Origin of the sequence: Mycobacterium dioxanotrophicus, assembly GCF_002157835.1 — a bacterium.
In the GTDB taxonomy this organism is placed as follows: Bacteria; Actinomycetota; Actinomycetes; order Mycobacteriales; family Mycobacteriaceae; genus Mycobacterium; species Mycobacterium dioxanotrophicus.
In genome coordinates, this window is record NZ_CP020809.1 from 1,378,944 (window position 1) to 1,405,017 (window position 26,074).

Consider the following 26,074-nt stretch of genomic DNA (forward strand, 5'->3'; position numbering starts at 1 on the left):
CCCGCCCTCGGGTCACTAATTATCAGGGGGCGAGTGCCTCAACCCAGGTTGGCAGAGAGGGGTCGGCCACTCCGGTGTCCAGGGCGAAGCGCATGAGCCGCCTGAGCCCGTTGAAGATCAATGACTTGCTGAGTTCTGTGGCGATACTCTGCTGACCATCTACCAGGTACAGACCGAGTTGCGGCTCGTTGTTCTGTGCCCGGCGAGTTTGATCAGCGACAAAAGCCCTAGCCGTGTCTTCAGTGAGCTCCGTGGCATCCGCGCCACCCCGTGGGACCGCCCATTCCAAGTAGGCGCTGAGGGCCACCGAGCAGCGCCTGAGTTGCTCCAACGAAGACTGAGTTCGAGGGCGACTCGGGGAGTCGAAAATCGAGGCAATCAGATCCCAGGTCAGTGTGCGCAGCCAATCCTGGGTAATCACCCTGAGGTCGAACGGCGACCGGCGGTCCTTCAGGCGGAAGCCCCAATGCATGGGATCGATATAGCCAAGCTCGCGGCTCTGCGCACGGGTGACATGCACTGGTGCGCAGTGACTCTGCATCACGGCGACCATCGCATCGCAGACTTGGCCGTATTTCGACCAGCGTTTCTGATCCTTCTTCTTGCCCTGGCCACGGGGGCGCTTTGTGGTGTCGATTTCCATGATCGACGCGACGCATTTTTCTTCAAGGTCTTCAATCAGCGCTCGAAGTACTCTCGGGGGCCACTTCGTTGGTCGCGGTGACGTGGCGTTGGCGAAGAGTGCGTACCGGATTTCGGCGGCAGCCAGTGGTGGCAGGCCTGTAAGAGAAACAATGCCGGTACCCGAAGTGTCTACGTGGTCAGGGGAGTTGAGCGCACGGGCGTGTTGACGCCATTGCGGTTCAGGTATCCCGTTCTTTTCCGCTGCGTTCTGCTCGCTCCGGTGTCTGTCGCAGTACACCTTGCTTGCTGCTATGAGTTCACAATCCGGGATGTCGCATAGATATCCGTAGTTCTGATCGCGTCCATCAAACGTGATTGGTTCTGCGCGAAGGTGACTGGGGAAATTGGTCGTCGCAGTGAGCTCTTCGAACCGCTGCAGTGGGGACAGCTTCATAAACGCGTCGACGCTCGAGACGAGCGGCAGGCGCGCGGTAGCGGGCGCAACCAGTACCGTGTCGTCGAATGCTAGGTTGTCGATCACACTCACGTGCCGTTCCTGCTCCACACACGCTCCAAGGAGTCGCTGACGAGATCACTGGAGGCGAGGTGGAGGTAAGTTTCCTCAACGGTCTTTGCGCTCGCCCAACCACCAGCCTTCGCGGTGAGCGCTGGCATGCCGCTCGCCTCGGTCAATGAAGTCGCCCACGTGTGACGGAACGAGTGTGGGCGCACCTTTCCGGCGCCCGCCCGTTTTCCGGCCCTCGCCAACATCTGCCTGACCCCGTGGGTTGAAAGCGGCATGCCAATGTCGTTCTGTAACTGGACAAGTACGAGGTTGGTCACCGCTAATCCACGTACCTGAAAGTATTCTTCGGTCAGATATTCCAAGTAGGTCTCGACCATGGCAGGGCTGGCGTAGCGGACGCTGCCGCCACGGATGACTCCATGTTCTAGCCGGGCTGGCTGACCACGCTTGGCACGCGCCCGGTTCGGATTCGACCGCTTGACGACGTGGAAATGAGCGAGCCGTTCTTCACCGCACTCATGGTCGGACCGCAGGTGCAGGTCTGCATGGTGGAGCCCGCACAGTTCACCGACTCGTATGCCGGAGTCGTTCAACCATGTCACGATCATCCGATCGCGGGCCGTGTTGACGCAGTCCAGCAGTGCAGCCGTCGCCCCGTCGGGCATGAGCCGTGGGTGGCGTCGCGAAGGTGCTGACGGCGCAAGCGGATTGGCTGGCACATCCCCACCGGAGACGTGGGCAAGAAACTGCTTGTCTTTCAGTGCACGGGTTGGCAGCCGGGTCGCGGAGAGTTGCTTCTGCAACTCCTCGTTGATCGCCTCTCGCGACGTGACATCGAGGTAGTAGCCCTTCAGGACCGCTGCGCGGATTTGCAGTGCCGACGCGCTGAGTGGCCCGTCGAGCCACGGCGAGCCCAAGGGTCCAGCCTGGTCGACACCGCACAACGCCATGTATCGACGGAGATCGTCGAGGCGCACCGTCTCCTCAGACGCGTTGACAGTCTTCAGCCACCGCAGGTGGTCCACAAGGTGGTAAGCGTAGGTGCGCTGGGTGCCTTCGGAGAAGGTTCTCAACCAGCGGTCACTGCGTGCGTGGATCTTGGCGGTCTTGACTTCGAATATCGAGAAGCTCTGCGAATGGTCCTTGTGGTTCGCTGCCTGGACGAAGTACTCAAGTGTTCCCGAGGCCACCCGCCCCCCTCGCCAGGTCGTTGTTCAGTCACCTTTGCGGTGTGTCGTGAACAGTACCGACCAGGTGTGCGGCACAGCCGCATTTGCGCGGGTTGGCGCACGTGTCGCACAGAGTTACCGCGAGAGGAAAAGTCGACGATAACGATGTCCCAAGGTTTCGCAGCGAGTTTGTCGATGGCTCGGGTGCCCAAATTGAGAGTGAGGATCAGCTTGTCCTGCTGGCCGACTTCCCGACCGTTGAGTGCGACATCAAACGTGAGGTCGAACTTGTGGTTCATCTCTTCGCGCCACTGCTCGCGAAGCGGAGCGGGACACAGGATGAGGACCCGCTTCGCCAATCCCCTGAGGGTCAGTTCTTTGATGGCCAAGCCGGCCTCGATTGTCTTACCGAGGCCGACCTCGTCGGCGAGCACGGCGCGTCCGCGAAGACGCGACAACGCGTGGCGCGCGACGGCTTCCTGGTGTGGCATCCGATCGACATTGGCCACATCGACAGCGAGCAGCTCGTCGAAATCATCCAGTGTGGCGAGCTCTTCGCCTTGAAGGCGAAGCTCGACGATCTCGAGTGGGTCAAAACCGGCTGCCTTGAGTTGGTCACCTAGAAGTTCGCGTGCATCATTGAGAAACCCGATCGACCCGTTCAGGCCCGACTTCCAGTCGTATTCGGAGTCAGCGTGAAATTGTCGGTCCACGGTCCGCCGGCGCGCTGTTTTCGAGGTGCTGGTCGTGGTCGTCGTTGTGATGGGGGGTTTGTTGATGATGAGGATCTCGGAGGCCCTGCCGGAAGGCAGAATCGACAGCCGGTAAACCTCGCCAACCAAGCGGATGCGAAGTAGACCGCGCTCCTGGCCGTAGTCCTGCAGGCGCTCGGAAAGCATGTCACCGTGCAGTTGCCGGCTTCGTCCGCTCCACTGGACATGGAACTCTTCGTTTTCGAGTTCGAACCTGACAGTGGTGCTGTGTTTTGGCAGATTGAGCTCAGCGCTCTCGCGTTCCGTGAGGGCCAACTCACCGGCTTCGAGTAGCTGCGAGGTGATTCGTTTCTCAATCATCGTTCTTCACCGTTATTCCGAGGGTCTGAGCGCCGGCCGTGGTCAGGACCAGAGTTTGGTATGGCGTTCGGGTGGCTTCACGCTCTACCGATTTGCGGTCGATGAGGCCGTCGCGCAGCAGCTTGTCGAGCGACTCGCGCCAACGTTTTTCACCATTGCGGACATGGCGCAGCGCGCCGAACTGAGGGCAGCTGAGGACGCCGGCACCAAGTGACCGCCCGTCACCGAGTGATTCTTGGCCGAGGACGGCGGCGCGCAGGCTGGTTTCGCCGTAGAAGCCCTTGCGATACGCCGACGACCAGGCGACCGCTTGAAGGACGGTCAGCTCGGCGTTCACGAGCAACTCGGGATCGGCGACGAGATGGTCGGACAGTGATGACCACGGCGCAGGTTCGCCGCTGCAATGATCACAGGCCACAATGTTGCGGGTGGTGCAGTCGCCGACCGTGTCTCCAAAATGATGTCCGACATCGACACGCCGACAGGTGGATTCGTTTGTGGCGTAGTCGATGATGGCCTGCAACCGGCGCCGCTGCCAGTGTTGCCAGTGCGCCGATTCACGCTCCAGGGCCTGCTGCGAAGCGTGGTTCGAGAGCAGTCGAACCCGACGAAGCCGGCGAGAGCTGGAGAACGTGATCAACCGGTCGAGTGACCAGGCGATCAACTGTTCCTCGAGCATGTCAGGGTCGTAGCCGTGCTTGTCTTTGAGCTGCTGGAAATCGAGTTGGAGTCGGACATTTGGACGTGCCCGGAATTTCTTGTAGAACAACTCGCGGAAGAGCCGACGCTCGGTCTCTTCCTCGGGTTGGTGGAAGCCCACATCGACGGTGCCTCTCGCCGAGCAGTCGAGACCGAGCTTGAGGGCGCCTACGCGCTCGAGTTGAGCGAGGTGGACGTTGATCTCGTCGTCCTCCATCTCGAGTCGGTCAGCGAGTTCATCGATGTCGAAGACCCTGCTGTCACCGCGCTCTGGACATTCCCACAGCGCTTTGAGTAAGCGTTGGGTGGTCGCCGCGTCGGCCTTGGACTCGTGGGAGTTGATGAGCCGTTGACGGCGGGTCAGATCGGCTTTTGTGTACAGCAGCAGACATTCGCCCGTGATTTTAGGAGAGCGCGCGGCGCGGCCGGCTTCCTGGGCGTATCCGTCGAGTGAGTCTGGCAGGTCGTAGTGGGCCACCCAGCCGATGTTCGGTTTGTTGATACCCATGCCGAATGCCTTGGTCGCCACGATGATTCGAGTCGTCTCCGAATCGAAGTCTTCTTGCACCGCATCGCGTTGTTCGGGCACCATGCCGGCGTGGTAGGGCCGTGCGGCGTGGCCTGCGCGGCGCAGCATCGCCGCGATCTCCTCGGCCAGTGAGCGTTTCGACACGTACACGATGCCCGGAGTGTCGCCTGACCAGGTGACGAACCGCAACAGTTCTCGAACCCGCTCTCGCTCGTTGACGCATGCGACAGCGCGGAACCGCAGGTTCGGGCGGTCGCTGGGCTCACGTACCGTCGTCGGCTCTTGCATGTCCATGGCGCCGACGATGTCCGTGGCGACCTCGGGCGTGGCGGTGGCTGTCAGGCCGATGCGCGGTGGACGTGTATCGAAGCTTGCGACCGAGGTTGGCACCTGACGGAATTCCGGGCGGAAGTCGTGTCCCCAGACCGAGACACAGTGCGCCTCGTCGACAACGACACCGTTGAGTGGTTGGCGTCCTAATGCGCGCCTTAGCAACGGATCCCGGGCAAGTCGTTCGGGTGAGACATACAGCAGCCGAACCTTTCCAGTCGCGGTGTCGCGGAGGATCTCGCTCTGCACCACACGTGATGTCGTTCCGGTGATGCCCTGCACGGGTCGGATGCCGCGACGCCCGCGTAGGTCGTTGACCTGGTCTTTGATCAGCGCGATCAACGGAGAGACGACGACGGTTGCCCGCTCGTGCGGAGCCAGCAAGGCGGGCAACTGGAAACAAAGGGATTTTCCGAAACCGGTTGGCAACACCGCGAGAACGTCTTTGCCTTCGGCGATCGCCCGCATGACCTCCAGTTGCTTGGGATGGAGATCGGTTATTCCGAACAGCTTTTCGGCTGCCTCGATGAATTTCGGCGTGGGGTCTTCGCCGTCGACCAACCGTAGGCTTTCCAGCAGTTGGCTGACGTCATCACGACCGAAGGTGATCGCGGTCGACAGGTCAGGTGTCGTCCCGGTGACGAACTCGATGGCGGTGGTCCAGGCGTCATCGCGGTCGCCCGCCTCGTGCAGGGCGGGCGACGGCAGCGACCCCAGCAGGACTCGCTGAGCCTGCGTCGGCGAATGCAGCCGGCGATCGCAGATGATGGCGGCACCTTTGTCGGTCTCCGAGCGGATGAGCCTGCCGAATCCCTGGGTGAACTGTATGGCCGTCATCGGTAGCACGTACTCCAGGAACGGATCGCCACCACGCTCGGCGATGGCCCGTTGCCTTGCGGAGACCAGCGGGTCGTCCGGGTGTGGATACGGCGGCTTCTCGATGAAGAGATAGGACAGAGTCTCACCAGGTGCGTCGAAGCCTTCCCAGTACGACTTGAGCCCGTAGAGCACAGTTCCCGGTTCTGACCTGAACCGATGGGCGATCTGGGTTCGCCCCTGCTCACCCTGCACAAGCAATTCCACACCGCGTTCGGCCAGTTCCGCGGTCTTTGTTCGGACGCCGTCGGCGACGGCTTCCATTCGGGATCGCGCGGCGAAGAGGCTGAGGGTCTTGCCGCCGGCAAGCGAGAGAAAACCGGCTTGGTCGGCGGCCATCTCTTCGCAAAATTCCCGCTCGTTCACGGGGATGGGAATTGGGAGATGGTTGGTGAGGATGACTTTCGACTGTTTCTTGTAGTCGAAGGGGGAGCGCAGTGTCAGCCCACGGAATGAGCCTTCGTCCGGGTCATGGCTGATGCTGATACCCAGACGCGAGGCGATGTAGTCGAAGCGGTGCTCGACGGTCAAGGTTGCAGAGCACAGAACGGTCGAATGGGTGCGATCGACGACGTACTGCTGAAACTCAGGAAATATGTGGATGGGAAGGCGTTCGAATGACCACGCCGCGGGGTCGTCGTCGTCTGCCGCAAGCCGGTAAACCCAGAGATGGCTGTCGGGGAGTGTACCCAGGGTGCCGAGCAGATCGATCGCATTGCCGATTCGCTCTGCATATCCGCGCAGGCGTTGTTTCGCAGAGTTCAGCCCGCCGGTCTCGGTGACTGAACTCCTCAGGGAGCTGACCGCTCTACCCAGTTGAGCCAATGCGTAGCGTACGGACGCGGCGGTCTGACGAAGCGTGCGGAATTCGGGGCGACCGTTGACAACTCCTGACCGAAGGACGGCCGCGTCGGTTTTGCCCGCGTATTCGTGCAGGTAGGTGTCGATTGCCCGAGCGAATTCATCGGCAACAGGCCGGATCTGGGCAGAAGCCGTGGTGACCGCCTGGATCGCATCGCCCGCACCGGGGCTACCACCGGTTTTCGATCGGATGTCGCGCAAGAGTCGCGAACGACGGGACAACACGTTGACCAGGATTTCGAGCTCTATCGCGTCAACTCGCTCTGTCCATGCCGCGGTCAACGAATCCTCGAGGGCATGGGCCTCATCAAAGATGAGGTCGGTACGGCCCTCGTCGAGTACGTCGCCTGGCGCTCGCCCGCCTTGTCGGCTGACCCTCACCCAGCTTGCGACGAGAGCGTGGTTGACCGACAACACGCCTGGTGACTTGTCGAGGTCCTTGATCTCCTGCATCAGGGGACAGACCGAGGCCCATTTGCATGCCGTGCGGTCGCAGCCTGCTGCGTTCGTCCGCAGCCGCGCACGGGTGCGGGCGTAGCGAACATCGGTGCGCCGAATCACTTCGTCGGTGACGTCGTCCCAAGTGCCGGTGGGTGATCCGGCGATGGCGCGGAGAGCGACGGCGGCGGCGAGGCCAGAGATCTCCCTGTCCGGCAGCGCATCCTCGAGTTCGCGTGCGCACACATAGTTGCTCACGCCCTGGATTTGTCGGAACGGAGCTGTGAGGAGTTCTTCTTCTTGCAGCTGTCTGGCTTCGTCGCGAAGCTGGCTTTGCAGGGCCTTGGTCGCGGTGGCGATGACGACCGGTTGGCGGGGCCGCGACGCGCGGCCGAGTGCGGGCAGCAGGTAAGCAAGCGACTTTCCGGTGCCAGTTGGTGCTTCAACGGCAAGCCGTCCGCCATTGTCGAGCACCTGGGAGACGGCATGGGCCATCTCTTCCTGAGCAGGGCGGGGACGAAGTTTCCGGCGCTCGCGCAATGCCGGAAAGTTGTCGCGGGTGGCTGACCATGCGTCTGTGGTCGGGGGGCCCGACGGAACCAGCAGCGGGTCGCGTGGGCGAGTCAGCGTTGCGATGTCCGGTGCCGACGGCAGTGCCGGCAGAAGCAAGGCGAGAGGATTGCTGTGGGTTTCGAGCAGAGCGATCGCCAGCGACCAGCTGGGGTCATCCACGTCGACGGCCGCCAACATCTCGCGCGCAACCGCGGCGGTCGCCACGGCGTCCGAGAGAGCGCGATGTGGTTCGTCGTTGGCGATCCCGTAACGCTGCGTGAGGTCGGCGAGTTGGCGGTTCGGCATCGCGACATCGACGAGCAAAGAAAGGTGCAACGTGTCGGCAGATGGTGGAAACGGGGGGTGCTCCATGCCGGCCGTCTTTGCAGCGTGCTTGAGGAACGGCAAGTCGAATGCGAGCAGGTTGTGACCGATGAGGAGGTCGACATCGTGCAGGGCCGAGGTGAGCGCGGCCAGAGCATCGGCAATAGGCATTGCCAGGCGCATGTCATGATCCGGGGTGGCCACCGAGATGTCAGCCAGCACCCTGCCGTCGAGGCGAACCAGCGCGATCTCGGTGATGAAGTCGGTGGCCCGGTGCAGGCCGGTCGTCTCGATGTCGAGTACCGCAACGCTGGCGGGTGGCACCCGCAGCGTGTTCGGGACGTACCAGTCGTCGTCGGGAGGGTCCTCCGATTGTTCGTCGCCGTCCTCGGACCCCGCAATCGCCACGCCGATCAACCCGTCCGGCGTCACGCAGAACCACCGTGGAAATCGATCGGGCACTTGTTGGAGCCGCTCCAGTGGTTGTTTGTATCCCTCGGCGCTCAGCCGCTCCCTCAGGTCGGTCGTTCGGAGCGGTCCGGATTGGGAGAGGATGCGGTGCGCTGCCTCGATCGCGGGAGGCAACGGGCGTTCTGGCGTGCTCATGGCCAGGCTGAAGATGTGCGTGTCAGCAAAGAAGGCTGCACCGCGCGACGACCGACCACATACACCCTGACCACCCCCGGCGTGCGCCGAACAATTCTCACAAGCTCGCGTCAATATCGAGCGGTTGGGCAACCCTACTCACAGCGACCGACATGCCGACGCCGAGGTGGTCAATGTGATGGCTTCCTGCCCATTGGGCTGGAAATCGCCAAACTGCTCGACACTGACACGTGGGAGAATAGGCGCAGCAAGTACTTCCGGTCGGCGCTACGAGAAAATTGATGTATTGCTCTAGGCAACGTCCCGACTGGCATTTGCTGCAGCCGCGATGCGGAGCCGAGAACTGTGCGAGTGTGGGATGATGAGCGTCGAGTCTTCCGGCCAGTGCTCCGGCCGCCGGCCGCCCGCCTCATCAGAAATCGTTCGGTCTCGGATGAGTCGCCAGCGCCGGCGCGACACCCAACCTGAGCTACTGGTCCGACGCATCCTCCACTCGCGCGGCATCCGCTACCGTGTCGACGGCAATCCAGAAGCCGACCTCAGATGCAAGGCCGACATTCTCTGGCGGCAGCTCCACATGGCTGTGTTCATCGACGGTTGCTTCTGGCACGGCTGCCCTGATCACGCAACTCGACCGAAGGCGAACGAGCAGTGGTGGGCTCACAAACTTGACGGGAACATCCGCAGGGACAGGCGTATGGATGCGGAACTGGCGGCCCGCGGCTGGAAGGTTCTTCGGTTCTGGGAGCACGAGGATCCCGTCGCTGTCGCCGACGCCATATGTGCGCAGCTTGTTGCGCTACGCGACGGATACCGATGACTTTTCTCAGTCCGCTGCAGCCGCCATTCGGTCCTCTAGGTACTCCAACGGTGTGCCGAGAGGAATAGGTCTGCCTTCAGTCCATGACGCGTCGACGGTTTCATCGAGTTCGTCTAGGTCGAGTTCGATCTTGAGCGCCTTGGCCAGCACATGTACAGCAAGGCGCGGCGGTATCGCATTGCCGATCTGTTGGCCGATATCACTGCCGGCCCAAGGGAAGTCGTACGGGAACGTTTGTAGCCTTCCCGCCTCATGGTGTGTAAATCGGTCCCAGCCTCCGCCCGAAAGGCGCAGGCGGTTCCGCATGACTTTCCCAGTCACTGTTGCAGACGGTTCGTCGGAATGGCGCTCGCCTCGATTGCGAGGGTCGCCGCCACTGCCATAGTTGGAGACGACCGTGAAACTCGTGCCCCGTGCGAGTGCCTGCTCCATCGAAACCCATGGGCGGAGTCCGAGTGCCGACTGGTTCGATTCTCCTTTCCTGAAGGATTGGTGGGTCGCGGCCGGAAGCTCGACATCTGGGTCACCCAGCCGGGCCACCAGGATGGCGCGACGTCGCGTCTGCGGTACGCCGAACTCCTCGGTCCGGAGTACGTCCACGTCCACGCCATACCCACGTTCCACAAGCACGTCTCGAAAGGCTTCCCATACGGGAAGCACGGCCGGCACCTGCTCCAGCACGATCGCCTCGAACGGAGTATCGGCGCGGAGCGCGAGAAGAGCCCACCGCATCGGTTCGAGGACGAGACCTGTCCTGTCGTCCGCGAACACACCGCGATGTGTGCAGATGTCCGGATTTTCTGCCATCTGGTTGACTCGCCGGATGACCTCGTCCAATGACCTTCGGCCGGACCCCCTCCCGGCAACGGTGAAGGTTTGGCACGGCGGTCCGCCGGTGAGGGCGGTCGCATCCGGGAAATCGTCAGGTCCATAGTCCCGGACGTCGCCTCGAATCGTGCTGAGTCCAGCTTCTGCCCGTGTTGCACACGCGTTGGCGTCCAGTTCGATGCCTGTCGTCGGGATACCGAGCCATGTCGCTCCGACGTCGAGTCCGCCGGGACCGGCAAACAGATCGATGATCCGTGGCTGAAGATCGGTCGGAGCTTCCCGCGGCGGCATGCCTGTGATGCTAGCCGGCGTCACCGTCGGGACCAACGCAAGGCGGCCGCCGGGTCTTCGCACGGCAAGCGACTTTTGATGGCCCGGTTCGGCTGTCACGGGTGCTTGCAGTCGGCCCGATCTCGATTGCTGCGGTCCGACGACCGCCCCTTGTCATACGTTCGGTAGTCATTTTGACGAGCTAGCAATATTTGTCCGTGGACGGTGGTAGAAAATGCGGGCAAGTGGATGATTGGGCTGTTCACCCAGCTTTCTGGTCCATGGATGATGTCGGGGCTAGTCGTGGAGGCTGAGGGGTGACTGTGAGGGGGTGGGCAGACCCAGATCGTGCGCTCGAAGGGTTGGTCGACGAGTTTCGAGACAAATGTGTTCGGGTCTACAAAGAAGACCGCAACCGCGTCGAGGAGGATGCCGGCAAAGAGCGAGGCATAGCCGAGGGCGGATACGGGCGGAAACAAATTCAGGAGCTCGTCCAGAACTCGGCGGACGCGCTCCAAGGGGCCCCGGGCCGCATTCAGGTGAGCCTGACGAGCGATGCGCTGTACGTGGCCAACGAGGGCCATCCTTTCGAGGACGCGGGTGTGCGCGCGTTGCTCTACACACACTTGTCGAACAAAACTGGCGCCGAAATTGGCCGCTTCGGGCTGGGGTTCAAGTCGATCAGCGGAATCTCGGACAGCCCGCAGATATTCAGCCGCTCGGTGTCCTTCGAGTTCAGCCGGCGCCAATCGGCTGCTGAGCTTTCGAGGGAACTTGACCGCCACTACGAACCTTCGGAGGTTCCGGCACTGCGGCTGGCGTGGACGCTAAATCCGGCGGTCGAGTTCTTTGCAGACGCTGTCCTGGCAGATCTCGCTGCCTGGGCCGCGACGGTCGTCAAGGCGCCGTTGAAGAACGGTGTGGCAGCCCAACTGTCTGCCGAGATCGAAGAGTTCGACGAATCGTTCAATCTTTTTGCCCCTCATGTGCGGATCCTCGACCTCGTCGACGCTGTGACCGGTCGCGAGCGCCATTTCAAGGCAGCCAAAAGTGGAAACCGCGTCACGCTCACGACCGAGGACGGTGATCGACAATGGTTGGTCGTATCGACTGAGCACAAGCCGTCGCTCAAGGCGTTGGAATCGGCTGGTCATGCAGCCCGGCGCAACTCGGTGACGGTGAGTTGGGCACTGCCTTTGACGGGCCGGGTTGAGTTGGGCCAGTTGTCGGCCTTCTTCCCTGTCAAATCGGATCTGACCTTGAGTGGCCGGGTGAATGCCCCGTGGAAGTTGTCGGACGACCGCATCAATGTGATCGAATGTGAGTTCAATTATGAGATTTTGACCGAGGTCGTGCCGCAATTGGTGGTTGCCGCGCGCAAGGACCTGATCGCAGACGGCGCCTTCGGTCGGTACATCGACGTCCTGCCTGCGCGGGGCAAGGAGTCTCGCAGCTGGGCAGACAAGGTCGTGAATGAGCCTGTCTTTCAGGCTCTCAGGGATTCTCGGTGTCTGCCGGATCTCGATGGGCAGCTCCGCGCGCCCAGTGCGCTTCAGCGCATTCCAGACGATGTAGCGGAGCTCGCCGGTAGATGGTTGGCCGTGACCGGCAACCGGGGAGCGTGGGTTCATCCCGATTGCACCACCAGCACTGAGCGTCGTTCCAAGGTTGACCGACTGCTGCAGGACGACGACCGTATCAAGCAGCCGGGCCGTGTTCTTCATTGGCTGCAGTCGGTTGTGGCCGAACCACAAGCTGCCCGGTCTGGAGCCGCGATCGAGCTGGCTGCGGAGCTGGTGCGTAAAGGCGGCAACGTCGAGATGGACGTGCGGGACGCACGGATTGTATTGTTGGAGAACGGATCTCTTGCGCAACCCGTGCGCGGCCGATGCTTCTTGCGCACCAGCCCGGCGCAAACCGGCAGGTCCTTTGTCGCCGAGGCGGTGGCCCGGGGTGCCTCTACCGTGGATGCGCTCAAGCACCTCGGTATCACGGCGTACGAAGACGGTGGTGAGATGCTGCAGCTGCTCACCGAACTGAGGCATACCGGGAAGGTCGACTGGGACGAGCTGTGGATCGCGATGCGCGGCTCAGGTGTACAGCAGGTGCACGAGGCTTTCGACGGGGTGTTGGCCGGCAAAGCTGCGAAGGTGATCAGGGTGCGAAATGGTCACGGCCGCTGGGTGCTTCCTGAAGGCTTGTATTACGCAGGGGAGTGTCTCAAGCCGTTGAAGGAGGACGGCGCCTACCTGGTTGACGGCGACTATCACGCCGCCGACCACGAAATCCTGTATCTGCTGGGCGTAAGGTCTCGACCGTCGCGATCGGCGGCAGGATCGAGTGAAAAATGGGTCTCGCAATACCAGGGCGTGGTTCGTGAGCGACTCGGCGATGAGTTGGGGTTGGGCCTTCAGGCTCGACTGGGCATCGAGATAGCCGGTGTGGATGCAGTTCTCGGGCCGCTGGGGTGTTTGCCCGACCTCAGCGTTACGAACAGGCTGGCACTGAGCGCCGCGGTCATCAACGACGTCGAGGTTTCGCGGGTGCGAGTGACCCACCCGAACGTCCCCAAGACGGCGCGCTACGTCGCGCCGGAACTGTGGTGGGTCCGACAGCATGGAATGCTGCAAAGCTCGTTGGGGGCCGTGCCTGTCGCCGAAGCTTTCATCGCAGAGGTGCCAGGTGTGCCAGAGGGGCTGATTCCATGTGTGAGTCAGATGGTGCTCAGCTCCGATGCCGAACGGGTGTTGGGACTCAAGCGTGAGATGGCAGACCTCGACCCGTCCGGGTTCAGTTCGCTTGTGCAGATCCACGTCAAGCGAGATGACGTCCTGCGTGTCGGCCAGACCTACGCCTGGTGGTGCTGGACGCACCAGGAGGCCGAGCCGCCAGATCGGCTGTGGGTCTGGCGCGATGGTCAATGGATCGAGGAAGATCGGAAGGCCGTAGCGGTCGTCCACCGCAAAGAGTCGTACGACGAACTCGGCGAATTTGGCGTTGCCTGCGTACTCGTCGACAGCATCGAGGACGTCCACACCCTGAGTGAACTGTGGGGTTGCTTGGAGGGCCGCGACCTCCCGGTCACCTACTCGTACGAGACGAGTGCCGAACCTGAGCTTCTCATTGATGTTTTCCCGGTGCTGGACACGCTCCCAGGCGCGGATGAGCTCCAAGGTCTCGTCCTCCAAAAGTGTCTGTCCATCAGGAAGGTGGCCGCGGTGCCTGGACAACCGGCGGTGCAGGTGGTCTGCGACGCCGGCCGTGAATCGGACACGATTCTGGTGACGGGCACGACCGACCGGGAGATTTTGAAGCAAGCGCTCGAATGCCTGCTGTACGACAATTCCGACAGACGCGTCGACCTGTTGCTCAAAGATATGGAGCAACGCCGTAATTCGGCACGGATTCGAGCGATCAGGAACGCGTCCAGCGATGCTGAACGTCTCCTCATGTTCGCAGGGGAGGAGCGTCTGAGGACGCTGGTTCCGAAGGATGCGCTCACCTATCTGGTCAACGACGGCTTGCTGGAACCTCATGGCCTCGACCTTGCCGAGCTCTGCGTGACGATGCTGGGAGTCCGCGCATTGGAACGTGCATGCCGTGTGGATCCGAACGGGCTGCCTGTCCCCGCGCCGTCGACATGGGCGGGGTCGTTCAACACTCGAGCCTGGGTGAAACGACTCGGGTTCGGCGAGGAATGGGCGGGTCGGAAGGCGAGGCAGCGTAACAAGCCGACGGAATACATCGACGGGCCAACACAGCTCGATGAGCTCCACGACTACCAGCAGGTGGTCTCGCAGCGGCTCACTGACCTGCTGCGTGGGGTCGGGCCCAGGCGGGGAATCGTCTCACTTCCCACCGGCGCCGGGAAGACCCGAGTTGCGGTCCAGACCGTCATCCAGGCGATCCGCGACGGCAGCCTCGACGGATTGGCGCACGGAACCGCCTTCGCTGGGCCCATCCTGTGGTTGGCCGACGGAGAAGAACTCTGTGAGCAGGCGATCGATGCGTGGTCGTATCTGTGGCGCGCCCTCGGACGTCAGGACACCCAACTGATCCTCAGTCGATTCTGGGCGAACTACGACATGGAGGAGGAATTGGCAGGCGTGCAGGTCGTGGTGGCGACATGGCAGAAGATCAAGGCCTCCGCCGTCGACAACGTCGACTACGCCTGGTTGGCCGAAGCGCCGGTCGTCATCATCGACGAGGCGCACGGCGCGTACACGCCCTCCTACACCACGATCCTCGAATGGCTGGGCCGTGGCACGCGGCAACGCGACAAGCCCCTGATCGGCTTGACGGCCACACCATTTCGGGGACGTCGCGACAGTGCGGAAACCGAACGCCTCCTGGCACGATTCGACGACAACCGGCTGGATGAGGGGGTATTCGGGGATGAACACCCACAAGTGAGGTTGCAGCGGGACCGGGTTCTTGCTCGGGCGCGCCTGGAAATACTCGGCGGTGTGTCGATCGATCTGTCGGAGAAGGAACTCGACGAGTTCAGGAAGATGGGCTGGCTGGCAAAGAGCGCCGAAACTCGGCTCGGCCGGAATGAAGACCGTACGCGCACGATTGTCCAGTCGATCCTGAGCAAGCCCGAGAACTGGCAGATCGTCGTGTTCGCCGCCTCAGTCGAGAATGCTCAGACTTTGGCCACATTGCTGACGCTCCACGGTCGCCCGGCGGCCTCCATCGACCAGGACACCGGACCCGAGGATCGGCGTGTAGCGATCGAACGGTTCAAGTCGGGCGAACTCAAGGTGCTGACGAACTACGCCGTGCTGTCCCAAGGTTTCGACGCGCCCAAGACCGACGCCGTGTACATCACGCGCCCGACCAGCAGCGAGGTCCGCTACCAACAGATGGTGGGTCGCGGTCTTCGTGGTCCGAAAAACGGTGGTACCGAAGAAGTTCTGATCGTCAACATGCTGGACAACATCGTCGAGTTCGGCGACAGCATCGTGTACCAGAGCTTGAAGGACATCACGGAAGCAGAACGCGAAGAGGAGCCTGCCGATGTCGCATGACGAACGGCACGAAATCGAACTCAACGAGCAACAGCTGCGAGTGGTGGAGGCGGCTGCCGACGCACGTCTGCTCGTGATCGCCGGGGCCGGGCAAGGGAAGACCGAAGTCGTCGCCAGCCGAATCAACAGCCTGGTGAGCGACGAGGGTCTGACGGCTTCCGACGAGATTCTCGTCCTGAGCTTTTCTCGTGCCGCGGTATCGGCAGTCAGGACCCGGCTGGATGCGAGAGATGTTGCAGCGGCAAATGTTCGGACGTTCGACTCATTTGCGAGCGTCTTGCTGATGGGAGCAGGTATCGAGCCCGAGGGCAGTTTCGACGCTCGCATCAGGAGCGCCACGCAATTGCTGAGCGAGGCCGACAGGGCGCCCGACGAGGTTGAACTCTTGCGCCACGTCGTCCTCGACGAGGTACAGGATCTTGTCGGAGACCGAGCCGATTTTGTCCTCGCGATCTTGAGATGGCTTGATCAAGAAGCAGGAATCACCGCCTTGGGGGACCCGTTGCAAGGCGTGTATGACTTCCAGCTGGAGGATTCACTCAGCAAGACGACGTTCGAGGACGTCTTCAACTCCCTCAAAGGATCCTTCGGTTGTGAAACCGTGGGCCTGGGCAGGAATTACCGGGCCAGGGGCAAGTATCCGAAAGACGTTGTCGCGCTGGGTGATAAGCTCCGTACCAGCGTCGACGGTAACAAAGCAGATGACCTACTGGTGGACCTGGTTTACGAACTGCCCTACCGCGGGGAGATCGAAGACTGGTTCGACCTTGTCACGCCGGGGCCCGGCAAGAAGACAGCCGTGCTGTGCACGACAAACGCAGACGTGCTTCGAGTGTCGCGATTTCTCAACGAGAAGTCCGTTGCACACGCTGTCCGCCGGCAGGCGCAGGATTTCGGTGCAGCACGGTGGATCGCCGGTGCGCTCGGTCCCCTGCCCGGTCCGAAGGAACGACGCTCGGAGGTCGAAGCTGCGCTGGAACGGATGCTCGCCGAACACGATGTGGGCGAGAAGTGGAATGAACTCAAGTCTGCCGAGGGGCGAACACGTGATTTCGACTCACTGGACCTTCACAGATTAGGCAGCCTGGTCAAGGCGCGGGCGTTGCCGCTCACCCTCACCGAGCCCGATCTCAGTTCGGTGATCGTGTCGACGATTCATCGGGCCAAGGGGCTGGAGTTCGACTCGGTCTTCGTCGTTGAACCCTCATGGTTGCCGGAGGACGAGGATATTTGGACAAGGGTGCGTCGTGAGTACGTGGCGTTGAGTCGAGCGCGCGAGGAAATCTTCACCTGCAGGTTGCCTCAATCCGGGCCGATGATCAAGGCCGACGACCGGCTCGGGCGCTTCAAAGAGGAGGCCTGGAGCAAGAAGAAGCGCGGGGCGACATGGACGAGAGCACTCGAGTTTCTGTACGGCGATGTTGAAACTGCCTGCCCTGCTGCGTCAGACACCGTCGATGCGCAACGCATCCAACAGACGCTGCAAACACTCGATGACGTCGGAATGAGGGTCTACGCAGAACTCGACGAGGCCGAGTCCACCGAGGAACTGCCGTCCTACTTGTTGGTCACACAAGACCTGAAGCCACTGGGGCGCACCAGCATTGCATTCAACCACGCCTTTCAGAAGACGTTCGGATGGTTGAAGAAACGTCCGACTGTAATCGATGGCCTCTCGCTGGTCTCGGTTGAGACGGTCGCGGGTGACTATCGCGAGTCGGAGAAGGCTGGCCTCGGAAGCTCGGGTTCCTGGCTGGTGCCACGAATAACGGGTCTGGCCCGCCCTGACTTGTACGCGAACTAGGAGTTGCAGCCCACGATGGCGAATCTTGCCGAGCAATACAGTTTTCGCGACGATCTCGTCGACGAATTGATCAAGGATCTGGTCGGGCCTGCAGAGGGGCCGGACGAGGTCATCACAGACCTACCGCTGGACAGGTACATCGCCGGTGTTCTCTGGCCTGCAGACGATGTGCTGCAGGAGGCGGCAGAACCTGTCAGTGGCGAGGCCGAAGAGAACGATTCCGGCGACAGTCCGATCTCCCAGGCTCTGATGCGCTACCCAACCTCGATGGGAATTACGTTCTCCGTCGACCTGGCGAAGGCTACCTCGGTTCAAATCGCAATCGAGGCCGCCAAATACGCTCCATCGGGTGCCACGGGCAGTGGTGAGTCGTCCGATCAACGGTCGGGGCGGCGCAATCAGAAGGTGAAACCGGACTCGTGGGCTCGCAACCAACAAGTCGTCGACCCCATCGAGTGGGACGTCGCGACGCCGGGCGCGAAGAAGGTCGACGTCGTGCCGGGACTCCAGCTGTACGTCTACAGCCGTGTGCCGAAAGACGGCCGCGTGGCGGTGTCGGTGGCGCTGCGTAACACGCAGGTGCCTCCCAAGGGAGAATTCCGCGACGCATATGCCTGGTTTCAGGTCGGAGTGGAGGTCCGGTCGCCCGAGAAGGCCATCGTCGACCGGTCCTCGTACGGTGTCCTTAGCGAGGATTCTGACCTGCGTTCGGCAGCCTTGTTGTACCGCAACGCGCGGGTCTTCGCGATCGGCCACGGCTGTGCCGCCACCTGGGATCGTGGAGGTGCGTCATCTCATGTCGGACGGGTGGCATCGACGTTTGTCCCTCGGCAAGAGGTTTACAGGGCGAAACCTGGTGGCGTCAGCGACGCTGTCAACCTGCGGATGTCGTTCCTGGCTAACGCCACTGACGGAGAGTTGGCGGAGAACCTCGGTCAGCTGGTCACCGAGTACCGCGAGTGGATCGACCGGTTGAGTGCAGCTGTTGAGAGCGGCGAGGCGGATGTCGAGGACGGGCTGCAGGATGTTGCCGAGGAACATGTCACACGTGCCCGGACTGCGGCCGAACGCATACAGAACGGCATCGACTTGATCGTCACCGATCCCGTTGCAGGGCGTGCATTTCGGCTTGCGAACGCGGCGATGCAGATGCAGCGCGCACGTCAGGACTGGGTCCGCAATGGTGCTGTCGGAGCCGTCGGCGACGGTACCGAGCAAAAATGGCGACCCTTCCAGATCGCCTACATTCTGCTCAACCTTCCGGGCCTTGCTGATGCAGATCACGACGACCGGGACATCGCAGATCTCCTGTGGTTCCCCACCGGTGGTGGTAAGACGGAGGCCTACCTCGGACTGGTCGCCTTCACGATCATTCACCGCAGACTTAAGGATCCTGAAGCCCTCGGCGTGGCAGTCATCATGCGTTACACCCTCCGCCTGTTGACAATTCAACAATTCGAGCGTGCAACGATGTTGCTTTGCTCGCTGGAGCGGTTGCGGCAGCGTGAGAACGACCTTGGAGGCCGCGCGTTTTCGATCGGCCTGTGGGTCGGCCAAGGTGCAACGCCGAATACCTTGGTCGAGGCCCGCAAGTCGCTCAAGGCGCTCGACCAGCGCCAGGAGCTCAACGAGAAGAACCCGGTCCAGCTGACCCAGTGTCCCTGGTGCGGTCAAGACCTGAACGAAACCCATTATTCCGTGACGAAGGGTCCCGAAGAGAGGCTTACGATCGCATGCGGAAACAGCTCATGTGACTTCCGCGACGGCCTGCCGGCCTATGTCGTCGATCAGGACATCTACCGCATGCGCCCAGAGCTGGTCCTCGGCACCGTCGACAAGTTCGCGCAGATGGCCTGGCGCGAAGACGTGCGAAAGCTGTTCGCGCGGGATGGAATTGGAACTCCGCCCTCGCTGATCATCCAGGACGAGCTGCACCTGATCTCGGGGCCGCTCGGTTCGATCGTGGGACTGTACGAAGCCGCCATCGATGCGGCCTGCGGGCGACTGACCTCTGAAGGTCTGATCAAGGGCAGACCGAAGATCATCGCCTCGACCGCGACGATCCGCCGTGCCGATCGTCAGATCCGTGCCGTGTTCAACCGCCGTGCCGAGCAATTCCCGCCTCCCGGTATCGATCCCGATCAGTCGTTCTTCGCAGAACCTGCCCCGCGCCATCAAGAGGGCACGCGCGAGTACGTCGGGGTGATGGCCCCAGCAACCAGCCATGCGACCCTCATGGTTAGGGTCTATGCCGCGATTTTGCAGGCAGCTCATGATCTGTCGGGAAGTCCCGAGACCAGGGATCCGTACTGGACACTCCTCGGCTATTTCAACAGCCTCCGAGTGTTGGGCAGCGCTAATCTTCAAGTCCAGGATGACGTGAAGGCCCGGCTGGAGCTGGTTGCCCGTCGCAAGCGCGCATCCCCGCGGAGTCTGAGGCCTGCGGTGGAGTTGACCAGCCGAGAGCCCTCCGCCAATATTCCGCGAATACTGAAGAGCCTTGAGCGAGACGTCACTTCGGACTCGGCGAATGACGTAGTCCTCGCGACAAACATGATTTCGGTCGGTGTCGACATCGACCGCCTCGGGCTGATGGCGGTGATGGGTCAACCCCAATCGAGTGCCGAGTACATCCAGGCCACCAGCCGCGTCGGACGCCGGCATCCCGGTTTGGTTGTCACGATATTCAACGCTGCCCGTTCACGTGACAGGTCGCACTACGAGAACTTCGTCCCGTATCACCAGGCGCTGTACCGTGCGGTCGAAGCGACAAGTGCAACACCGTTCGCCGCTCGCGCGCGTGATCGTGCCCTGCACGGTGTGCTCGTCTCACTCACCCGGCTCATGGTGGACGCCCTGGCGGGCAATGAGGCTGCGCACAAGGCGGCCGATCGATACGACGAGATCACGCAACTGGCGGAGTACCTCGGGCAGCGAGCGCAGGACGTCACCGATCCGGAGGAAGCGGAGGACACCAAGAATCAGCTCGGCGAGCTGCTTGCGGTGTGGGACGAGGCTGCACGATCCCGCCCGGACATGCAATACAGGAACAGTCGCGACTATGACGATTCGCTACTCGTACCCTCCGATGTGGCGTTGACGGATGACGACATCGAATACTCCACCCGAGAGACGCCATGGCCGACCCCGCAGAGCATGCGGGACGTCGACGCCGAAAGCACGCTTTACCAAATACCCGCAAGGAAGGTGCCCCGATGAACACCCCAAAAGCTCGGCGGAGTCAGTTGCTGAGCACCTACGGCGTGGGCGGGCTTTTCCCCTCTGAATCAACCAGTTTCATGATCGCCGGTCTCCACGAGTGGAACGTCGACAGAGCCGAACACATCGCCGAGCCGCGCCTGGCCAGGGCGCTCGGCGTGACGGAGCTCAAGGCACCGCCCGCCGGTGGAAAGCGCGATGTGCCGGTCATTCGATACCCGTACACCCAGGTGTGCCCCAAATGTCGACGCATCGGCGCGCTCTCGCAGTTGTCCAATGACAAGAACGAGGCCAAGTGCAAGGCCTGCAAGGTCGATCTAAGTCCGTTCCGATTGATGGGTGCTTGCCGCAACGGTCATGTGAGTGAGTTTCCCGTCTACTGGTGGCTGCACAAGGGGCAGCAGGACAAGATCCGCGGCCATGAGCACGAGATGAAGCTCAACGTGCTGGGACGCACGTCCTCGCTCGGGGATCTGATTCTGGAATGCACATGTGGAGTCGATAGCCGCAGCCTCGACGGGGCGATCGGTGCGGGGTCTCTCAGCGATTTCGGTAAGTGCAGCGGATTGCGCCCGTGGCTCGGACTCGAGACGAACGAGGAATGCGACCAATACCCGCGTGCGGTCCAGCGCGGTGCCTCGAACGTCTGGTTCCCGGCCGTGCGGTCCTCGATTTCCATCCCACCGTACTCGGAAGCCCTCGCGAAGTTCGTGGACAAACACTGGGAGATGGTCAAGGACCCAGCTGCGGTGATCCCGCCCGTGCTGGCCGGTCTGGCTGCGATGTCCAAAGGGCGCTTCACCGCTGACCAGATCAACGGTGAGATCGAACGCCGTCGCGGTGAGGAGGACGACGACGAGGAGGTCTCGGAGGCCAAGCTCCGCGCCGACGAGTACAAGGCGTTGGTCGAGGGACGTGACGACGAAGGAATCGACTCAGACTTCGTATGCCTCCGCCGCGACGTTCCTGATGGCTTCGAATCCCTGATCTCTGACGTGCGGAAGGTGACCAGGCTCCGCGAAGTGCGTGCGTTGCAGGGGTTTACCCGTCTCGACGGTGCTCCCGATCCATCCGGACCAGCGCAAAAGCTGTGCGCACTCGCCCCCACGCACCTGCACTGGTTGCCTGCGATCGAAGTGATAGGTGAGGGTGTGTTCCTCGCGTTCCGGCGCGAAGCACTCGAGGAGTGGGCGGGCGGTGACTTCGCGCAGAAGCGACTGCGGGCGCTGCAGAAGGCAGCTGACCGGGCAGCGTTGGATTACGGCCGTCCCCAGGCGCCTGTCGACATCATCAAGGTAGCGATCCACACGCTTTCGCACATCATCATCGACCAATTGTCCCTCGACGCCGGTTACCCAGCGGCTGCGCTCCGTGAGCGGCTGTTCGTGAACGACAAGGTGGCCGGGCTTCTGGTCTACACGGCAAGCTCGGACTCGGCGGGAAGCCTCGGTGGGGTCGCCTCAATGGCGGAGACCGAACACCTTGGGACCGCGCTCAGCGAAGGGCTGCAACGTCTGTCGTGGTGTTCATCCGATCCGGTGTGTATCGAATCGGCGGGATCAGGTGCCGACGGACTGAATCTAGCAGCCTGCCATGCATGCGTCCTCGCGCCGGAGACGTCATGTGAGATGAACAATTCGTTCCTCGATCGGGCGGTGCTCTTCGGCACCCACGACGAGGGCTGTGAGGATGCCGGGTTGTTCAGTGAGCTCGTGGAGAAGGCAAGCTGATCATCGGTGATGCAACGTGGAGCGCATAGCATGCGCGACGACGGTCTCACCGACAACCTCGCCCAGGCGTACCGGCACTGCGTTTCCGATCAGGCGGCCCAATACGCTGAACCGCACGGGTTCGCCTGGGCGTACGAACTTGTACCTCGGCGGGAACGTCTGCAGGATAGCGGCTTCACGTAAGGAGATTGCTCTGTCCTGCTCGGGATGACCGAATCGCCCATTGCCGTAGCCAAAGCATTGGGTGGTTATTGTCGGGCTCGCCTCATCCCATGACATCCGGCCATACACACTGGGATATGTCGCGCCTGTGCTCCTTCTGTGGCACGCCGCCTGTAACTCTTCGGGCCAATCGCGCCACGTACCGCCAGGTTTCGAGTGACGTATCCGTTCCAGATTCGTGTCGCTCAAGCGCGATGCGACATGTAATCGGTCGTGCGGGTCTGATTCGCCGGCTTTGATAGGCCGAAGGCGGCCGATCGCACCGCGTACAGTTTTCGGTTTCTGCTCGTCCTGCGGTAGCGCGAGGCCATCGGCACCGAGCTTCGAGGCGATGAGGACGAGCCTCTTCCGCGTCTGTGGAATGCCGACCCGGGTGGCCTGAATGACTGACCACTCCACCGAGTAGTTTTCCAGGCTACCGAGGAACTGGTCGAAGACCGGGTGGTCGAGCAACTGCGGGACGTTCTCCATCGTCACGAGTTCCGGTTGTACCTCTTTCACAAGTCGACCGAAGGTTTCGACAAGCTGCCAGTCATCTCCACGTTTTTTGCTACGTCCAGATCGACTGTAAGTCGAAAAGGGTTGGCAGGGTGCGCATCCAGCGATCATGCTGATATCGCCGCCGTGGATCATTTCGGATACGTCGGCTGCGGAGAGCTCGTTGACGTCGCGCTCAATGAACTTGGCCTTGTTGTTCTCTTCGTACGGATACTTGCATGCTGGTTCGATATCTACCCCAGCCACGACGTCAATGCCCGCCTTGGCGAGGCCATGGGTGAGGCCGCCGACTCCGCAGAACAGGTCGATGGCTCGGATGGTCGGAACAATCGCGCCCTTTTTCACGATGCGATCACCGTGTCTTCCTTGGTGATCTCAACTTCGACGAAACTGACAAAACACCCAACGGCTTCCCGCAAGTAGTCGCCAACCGCAGACGCAATTCCTTTGAGCTCAGCAACAGTTACGCCGTCGCTGCAGTCGACGAATGACAACGAACCATGCGCGAGCCCATTGCGGCGGGCCTTGACGAGCTTCAAAGCGCCCATGTCGTCGCGGATGTGGCGCTTGGCGGCCTGGATAACCGTGGGCGAAATTGTTAATCCACACCCGACTCGCTCGCACATTTTCTCGATTGACGAGTCGTCCCAGTTGCCTCCGCCTCCCGGCTCGATCTTGAAGCCCTTGACAGGCATCTGTTGCAACAGCTGTTCGCACATGTCGAGCGCGGCTTTGAGTCTCTTTTCAGGGCCCAAGTCATTGTGGGTACGTGCTACCGAGCGCACCCACTCGGTCCTGAGTTCACGGCTGAGTTCGTTCGGTAGACGTTCGGCCTCTTCAACTGCTGTGACAACTGCTTCGAGGCACCGGAGCACCGTGGCTTCGACCAGGTTGTAGAGCTGGAGGTACAGGCTGGAATTGAGAATTTTTTTTTGTTCAGTGGTGATAGGAGCATTGGTTCCGCGAAACCGTGGAGCGCCTTCTCGGGCTGCGTCCTCGACGTTCTGCAGAAATGACAGGTACGCGCCAATTTCTGAGTACCGCTCTTCAAAGAAGGGCGCAAGGTCAATCGTCGCCATGTCCCACCAGCTTGTTCTTCACGTAGTCGATGCGCCCCCGCAGTCGTTTTATTGCGTTCGCACCATCGGCACTGGTGATCTCCTGGAACTCGGGCAGGCTGATCCAGGACGCCACATTGATTCCATCGGCCGAACGGTCAGCAAGTTCAGGCTGTTCTGCCAATGCGCGATCGACGCCGATCGCGATCGACTCGAAGCGCGTTCGGGGCGTCGTCGTACTCTTCTCCGCCTTTCGAAATCCGAAAGGAAAGTTCTGAGAGACAAAGTTGAGGACGGCATTGAACCGTTGGCGATAGCTGTCCGCCAACGTCGGGTCCGCAGCGAAGGCCGAGTTCATCCTCTTCGAATAGGCAAAGAGAAAGTCCGCCGGCCTGTCCCGGTATTCTGCCAAGCCGTCGCCGTAGGCGAAGAGCCTGGTGACGAGTTCCTCGTAGCCGCGCTCTCTTCTGGTTTTCGCGGGCAGGGGTGCGAGTTGGGCCAGGAGAGGAGAATTGGCTAGTTCAGTCACGACATCCAAGAAGGGGCCTTTGAGCGCTCCGCGCCGTATCTCCGCGTTGTTGGCGATCATGCTGCTGGTGTTGATGCGCTCGAACATGTCGAATCGAGCTGCTTCATCTGCGTGCTCGTTGAGGACGATGCCACGAACGGATCGGTTCTTGATTTTGCGCTGTCTCGACTCAGGCAGGTCATCAAACCGGAATCCTGACAGATGCGTGAGTGGGTCGAGTTCGCCCAGCTGGAGCCCGCCGTAGACGAACTCCTCAATCGTCCGCAGCCGCTGAGACCCATCTACGATCTCGAGCCGCCCATCCGGCATTTCCCAGAAGAAAATGAAGGGGATGGGGAGTCCCATGATCAACGACTCGATGAACCGCGACTTTCGCCGCTCATCCCATGTGAACTCTCGCTGATAATCAGGAACGACGTATTCGCCGTCACGGACCTTCTGGGCCAGCAATTCAACGGAGTATTCCGTCAGGAAAAAGTCGATTCGCTTCGATTGCGCAACGATCTGCTCCTCGGCAAGTGCGACTTCTTCAACAGTCGGCCGCACCTCAGAACGCGCCACCCTTGAACCTCCTCTGCTGTGTGCGTCACCCTTCGCTGGCCGCAGCGCGTCAAGGCTACCGGGATTAACCCAGAATCAGACGCACCTCGTGCTCGACATGAACCAGGCGGATGCCGAGGGATGGCGCCCGTCCGGGTGCATGCGCTGAGCATATTGCCCGGCGGTGACATGTCTGATTTCCCGACGGCGGTGTCGCGCGGCCCGAGCTCGGATTCCAGGGCGTCCGCATACTCGCGTGGCCGCTGCCCGGCCGGGCCCGAAGCGTTGCAGTGGACGGTGGCACCGCAGGCCACGACGAAGGCGGTAAGTCGTTATTTGCACACACGCTCATACGATCGACACCCACTGGCTAATGTCAGGGAAAGTCGATCTGAGGGGGATGGTGTTTCGAGCGCAACCGCAGTGGGTGGACATTGCCTAGGTACAAGTTTCGGTGGTCAAACCTGCCCCAGGAGCTTCTTGCCGAGCTGTGCCAAAACCTATTCGAAGACTGCGCCGGATTCGAGCCGGCCGATGTACTGCACGACGCCTACGGCGCTCGCCCCAAAGAAAACTTCGTCGCGGAGGCCTGGGACACGCTGCGCGAAGGTTGGCTGCAACATGACAAGGAGTCGCGTGACCGCGTGGTCGCCGCTATGCGGATGGTGCGCCACGAGGACGGGCAGATCACCAACCGCAGAGCCCAGATGGAGTACCTGCGCGAGCTGCGGAATGCCAAGAATCTGCGAGCCGTCGTCCTGCAGACCTTCGTCGACCGCGGCGAGCTCGAGTCCGAGGCAGCCGGCCCCGAACCGCCCGCCGTCGTGATACCGAAACCGCCCACCACAATTCCAAAGTCCCCAGCAACAAAGCCCGGAGATGACGTGCAGACCGCCGCAGTAGACAAACCCCAAGACCT

General features: G+C 61.6%; 13 protein-coding genes. 5 read left to right on the forward strand and 8 right to left on the reverse strand.

The features are described 5' to 3' along the window. Positions 1-22: 22 nt before the first annotated feature. Genes BTO20_RS06720 through BTO20_RS06735 form a run of 4 tightly spaced genes read right to left on the reverse strand, consistent with a single transcriptional unit; the run spans position 23 to position 8,433 of the window. Positions 23-1,171: a hypothetical protein gene (locus tag BTO20_RS06720; RefSeq protein WP_157680155.1), complete on the reverse strand. Its 1,149-nt coding sequence runs from the start codon at positions 1,169-1,171 to the stop codon at positions 23-25. Further along, complete coding sequence (locus BTO20_RS06725; RefSeq protein ID WP_232491073.1) at positions 1,168-2,223, reverse strand: tyrosine-type recombinase/integrase; 1,056 nt, start codon at positions 2,221-2,223, stop codon at positions 1,168-1,170. The genes BTO20_RS06720 and BTO20_RS06725 overlap by 4 nt, the downstream gene beginning before the upstream one ends. Beyond that, the gene (locus BTO20_RS40275) at positions 2,220-3,392 is read right to left on the reverse strand and encodes an SNF2-related protein (protein WP_232491074.1); all 1,173 of its coding nucleotides are present in this window, start codon (positions 3,390-3,392) and stop codon (positions 2,220-2,222) included. The genes BTO20_RS06725 and BTO20_RS40275 overlap by 4 nt, the downstream gene beginning before the upstream one ends. Beyond that, positions 3,385-8,433 (reverse strand): RecQ family ATP-dependent DNA helicase, encoded by a 5,049-nt coding sequence (locus tag BTO20_RS06735; protein ID WP_232491075.1) that lies wholly within the window; start codon positions 8,431-8,433, stop codon positions 3,385-3,387. Before BTO20_RS06735 ends, BTO20_RS40275 begins: the two co-directional genes overlap by 8 nt. A gap of 535 nt (positions 8,434-8,968) precedes the next feature. Between BTO20_RS06735 and BTO20_RS06740 the strand changes: the two genes are divergently transcribed. Then, positions 8,969-9,427 carry a very short patch repair endonuclease gene (locus BTO20_RS06740; protein WP_087081718.1) on the forward strand — a complete coding sequence of 153 codons (459 nt, stop codon included), beginning with the start codon at positions 8,969-8,971 and terminating at the stop codon, positions 9,425-9,427. A gap of 6 nt (positions 9,428-9,433) precedes the next feature. Here BTO20_RS06740 and BTO20_RS06745 read toward each other — a convergent pair whose 3' ends face one another. After that, positions 9,434-10,546 carry a DNA cytosine methyltransferase gene (locus BTO20_RS06745; RefSeq protein WP_087074428.1) on the reverse strand — a complete coding sequence of 371 codons (1,113 nt, stop codon included), beginning with the start codon at positions 10,544-10,546 and terminating at the stop codon, positions 9,434-9,436. Positions 10,547-10,887: 341 nt separating this feature from the next. Between BTO20_RS06745 and BTO20_RS06750 the strand changes: the two genes are divergently transcribed. From BTO20_RS06750 to drmB, 4 genes are read left to right on the forward strand one after another with little or no spacing between them, the layout of a single operon-like run. After that, positions 10,888-15,555, forward strand: coding sequence for a DEAD/DEAH box helicase (locus BTO20_RS06750; RefSeq protein ID WP_232491076.1), 4,668 nt, complete (start codon positions 10,888-10,890; stop codon positions 15,553-15,555). After that, positions 15,545-17,359, forward strand: a complete 1,815-nt coding sequence (locus tag BTO20_RS06755; protein WP_087074432.1) for a UvrD-helicase domain-containing protein — start codon at positions 15,545-15,547, stop codon at positions 17,357-17,359. The genes BTO20_RS06750 and BTO20_RS06755 overlap by 11 nt, the downstream gene beginning before the upstream one ends. A gap of 15 nt (positions 17,360-17,374) precedes the next feature. After that, entirely contained in the window at positions 17,375-20,578 is a 3,204-nt protein-coding gene (locus tag BTO20_RS06760; protein WP_087074434.1) for a helicase-related protein, read from the forward strand. After that, positions 20,575-22,308: a DUF1998 domain-containing protein gene (gene drmB, locus BTO20_RS06765; RefSeq protein ID WP_087074436.1), complete on the forward strand. Its 1,734-nt coding sequence runs from the start codon at positions 20,575-20,577 to the stop codon at positions 22,306-22,308. Before BTO20_RS06760 ends, drmB begins: the two co-directional genes overlap by 4 nt. Here the strand turns inward: drmB and BTO20_RS06770 are convergent, their stop codons facing one another. From BTO20_RS06770 to BTO20_RS06780, 3 genes are read right to left on the reverse strand one after another with little or no spacing between them, the layout of a single operon-like run. Next, a complete protein-coding gene (locus tag BTO20_RS06770; RefSeq protein ID WP_087074438.1) occupies positions 22,309-23,373 on the reverse strand; it encodes a DNA cytosine methyltransferase in 1,065 nt (354 codons plus the stop codon). It abuts the gene before it with no gap. Further along, positions 23,370-24,107 carry an MAE_28990/MAE_18760 family HEPN-like nuclease gene (locus BTO20_RS06775; RefSeq protein ID WP_087074440.1) on the reverse strand — a complete coding sequence of 246 codons (738 nt, stop codon included), beginning with the start codon at positions 24,105-24,107 and terminating at the stop codon, positions 23,370-23,372. The genes BTO20_RS06770 and BTO20_RS06775 overlap by 4 nt, the downstream gene beginning before the upstream one ends. Continuing rightward, positions 24,094-25,176, reverse strand: coding sequence for a DUF262 domain-containing protein (locus tag BTO20_RS06780; RefSeq protein ID WP_087074442.1), 1,083 nt, complete (start codon positions 25,174-25,176; stop codon positions 24,094-24,096). The genes BTO20_RS06775 and BTO20_RS06780 overlap by 14 nt, the downstream gene beginning before the upstream one ends. Positions 25,177-26,074: the final 898 nt, after the last annotated feature.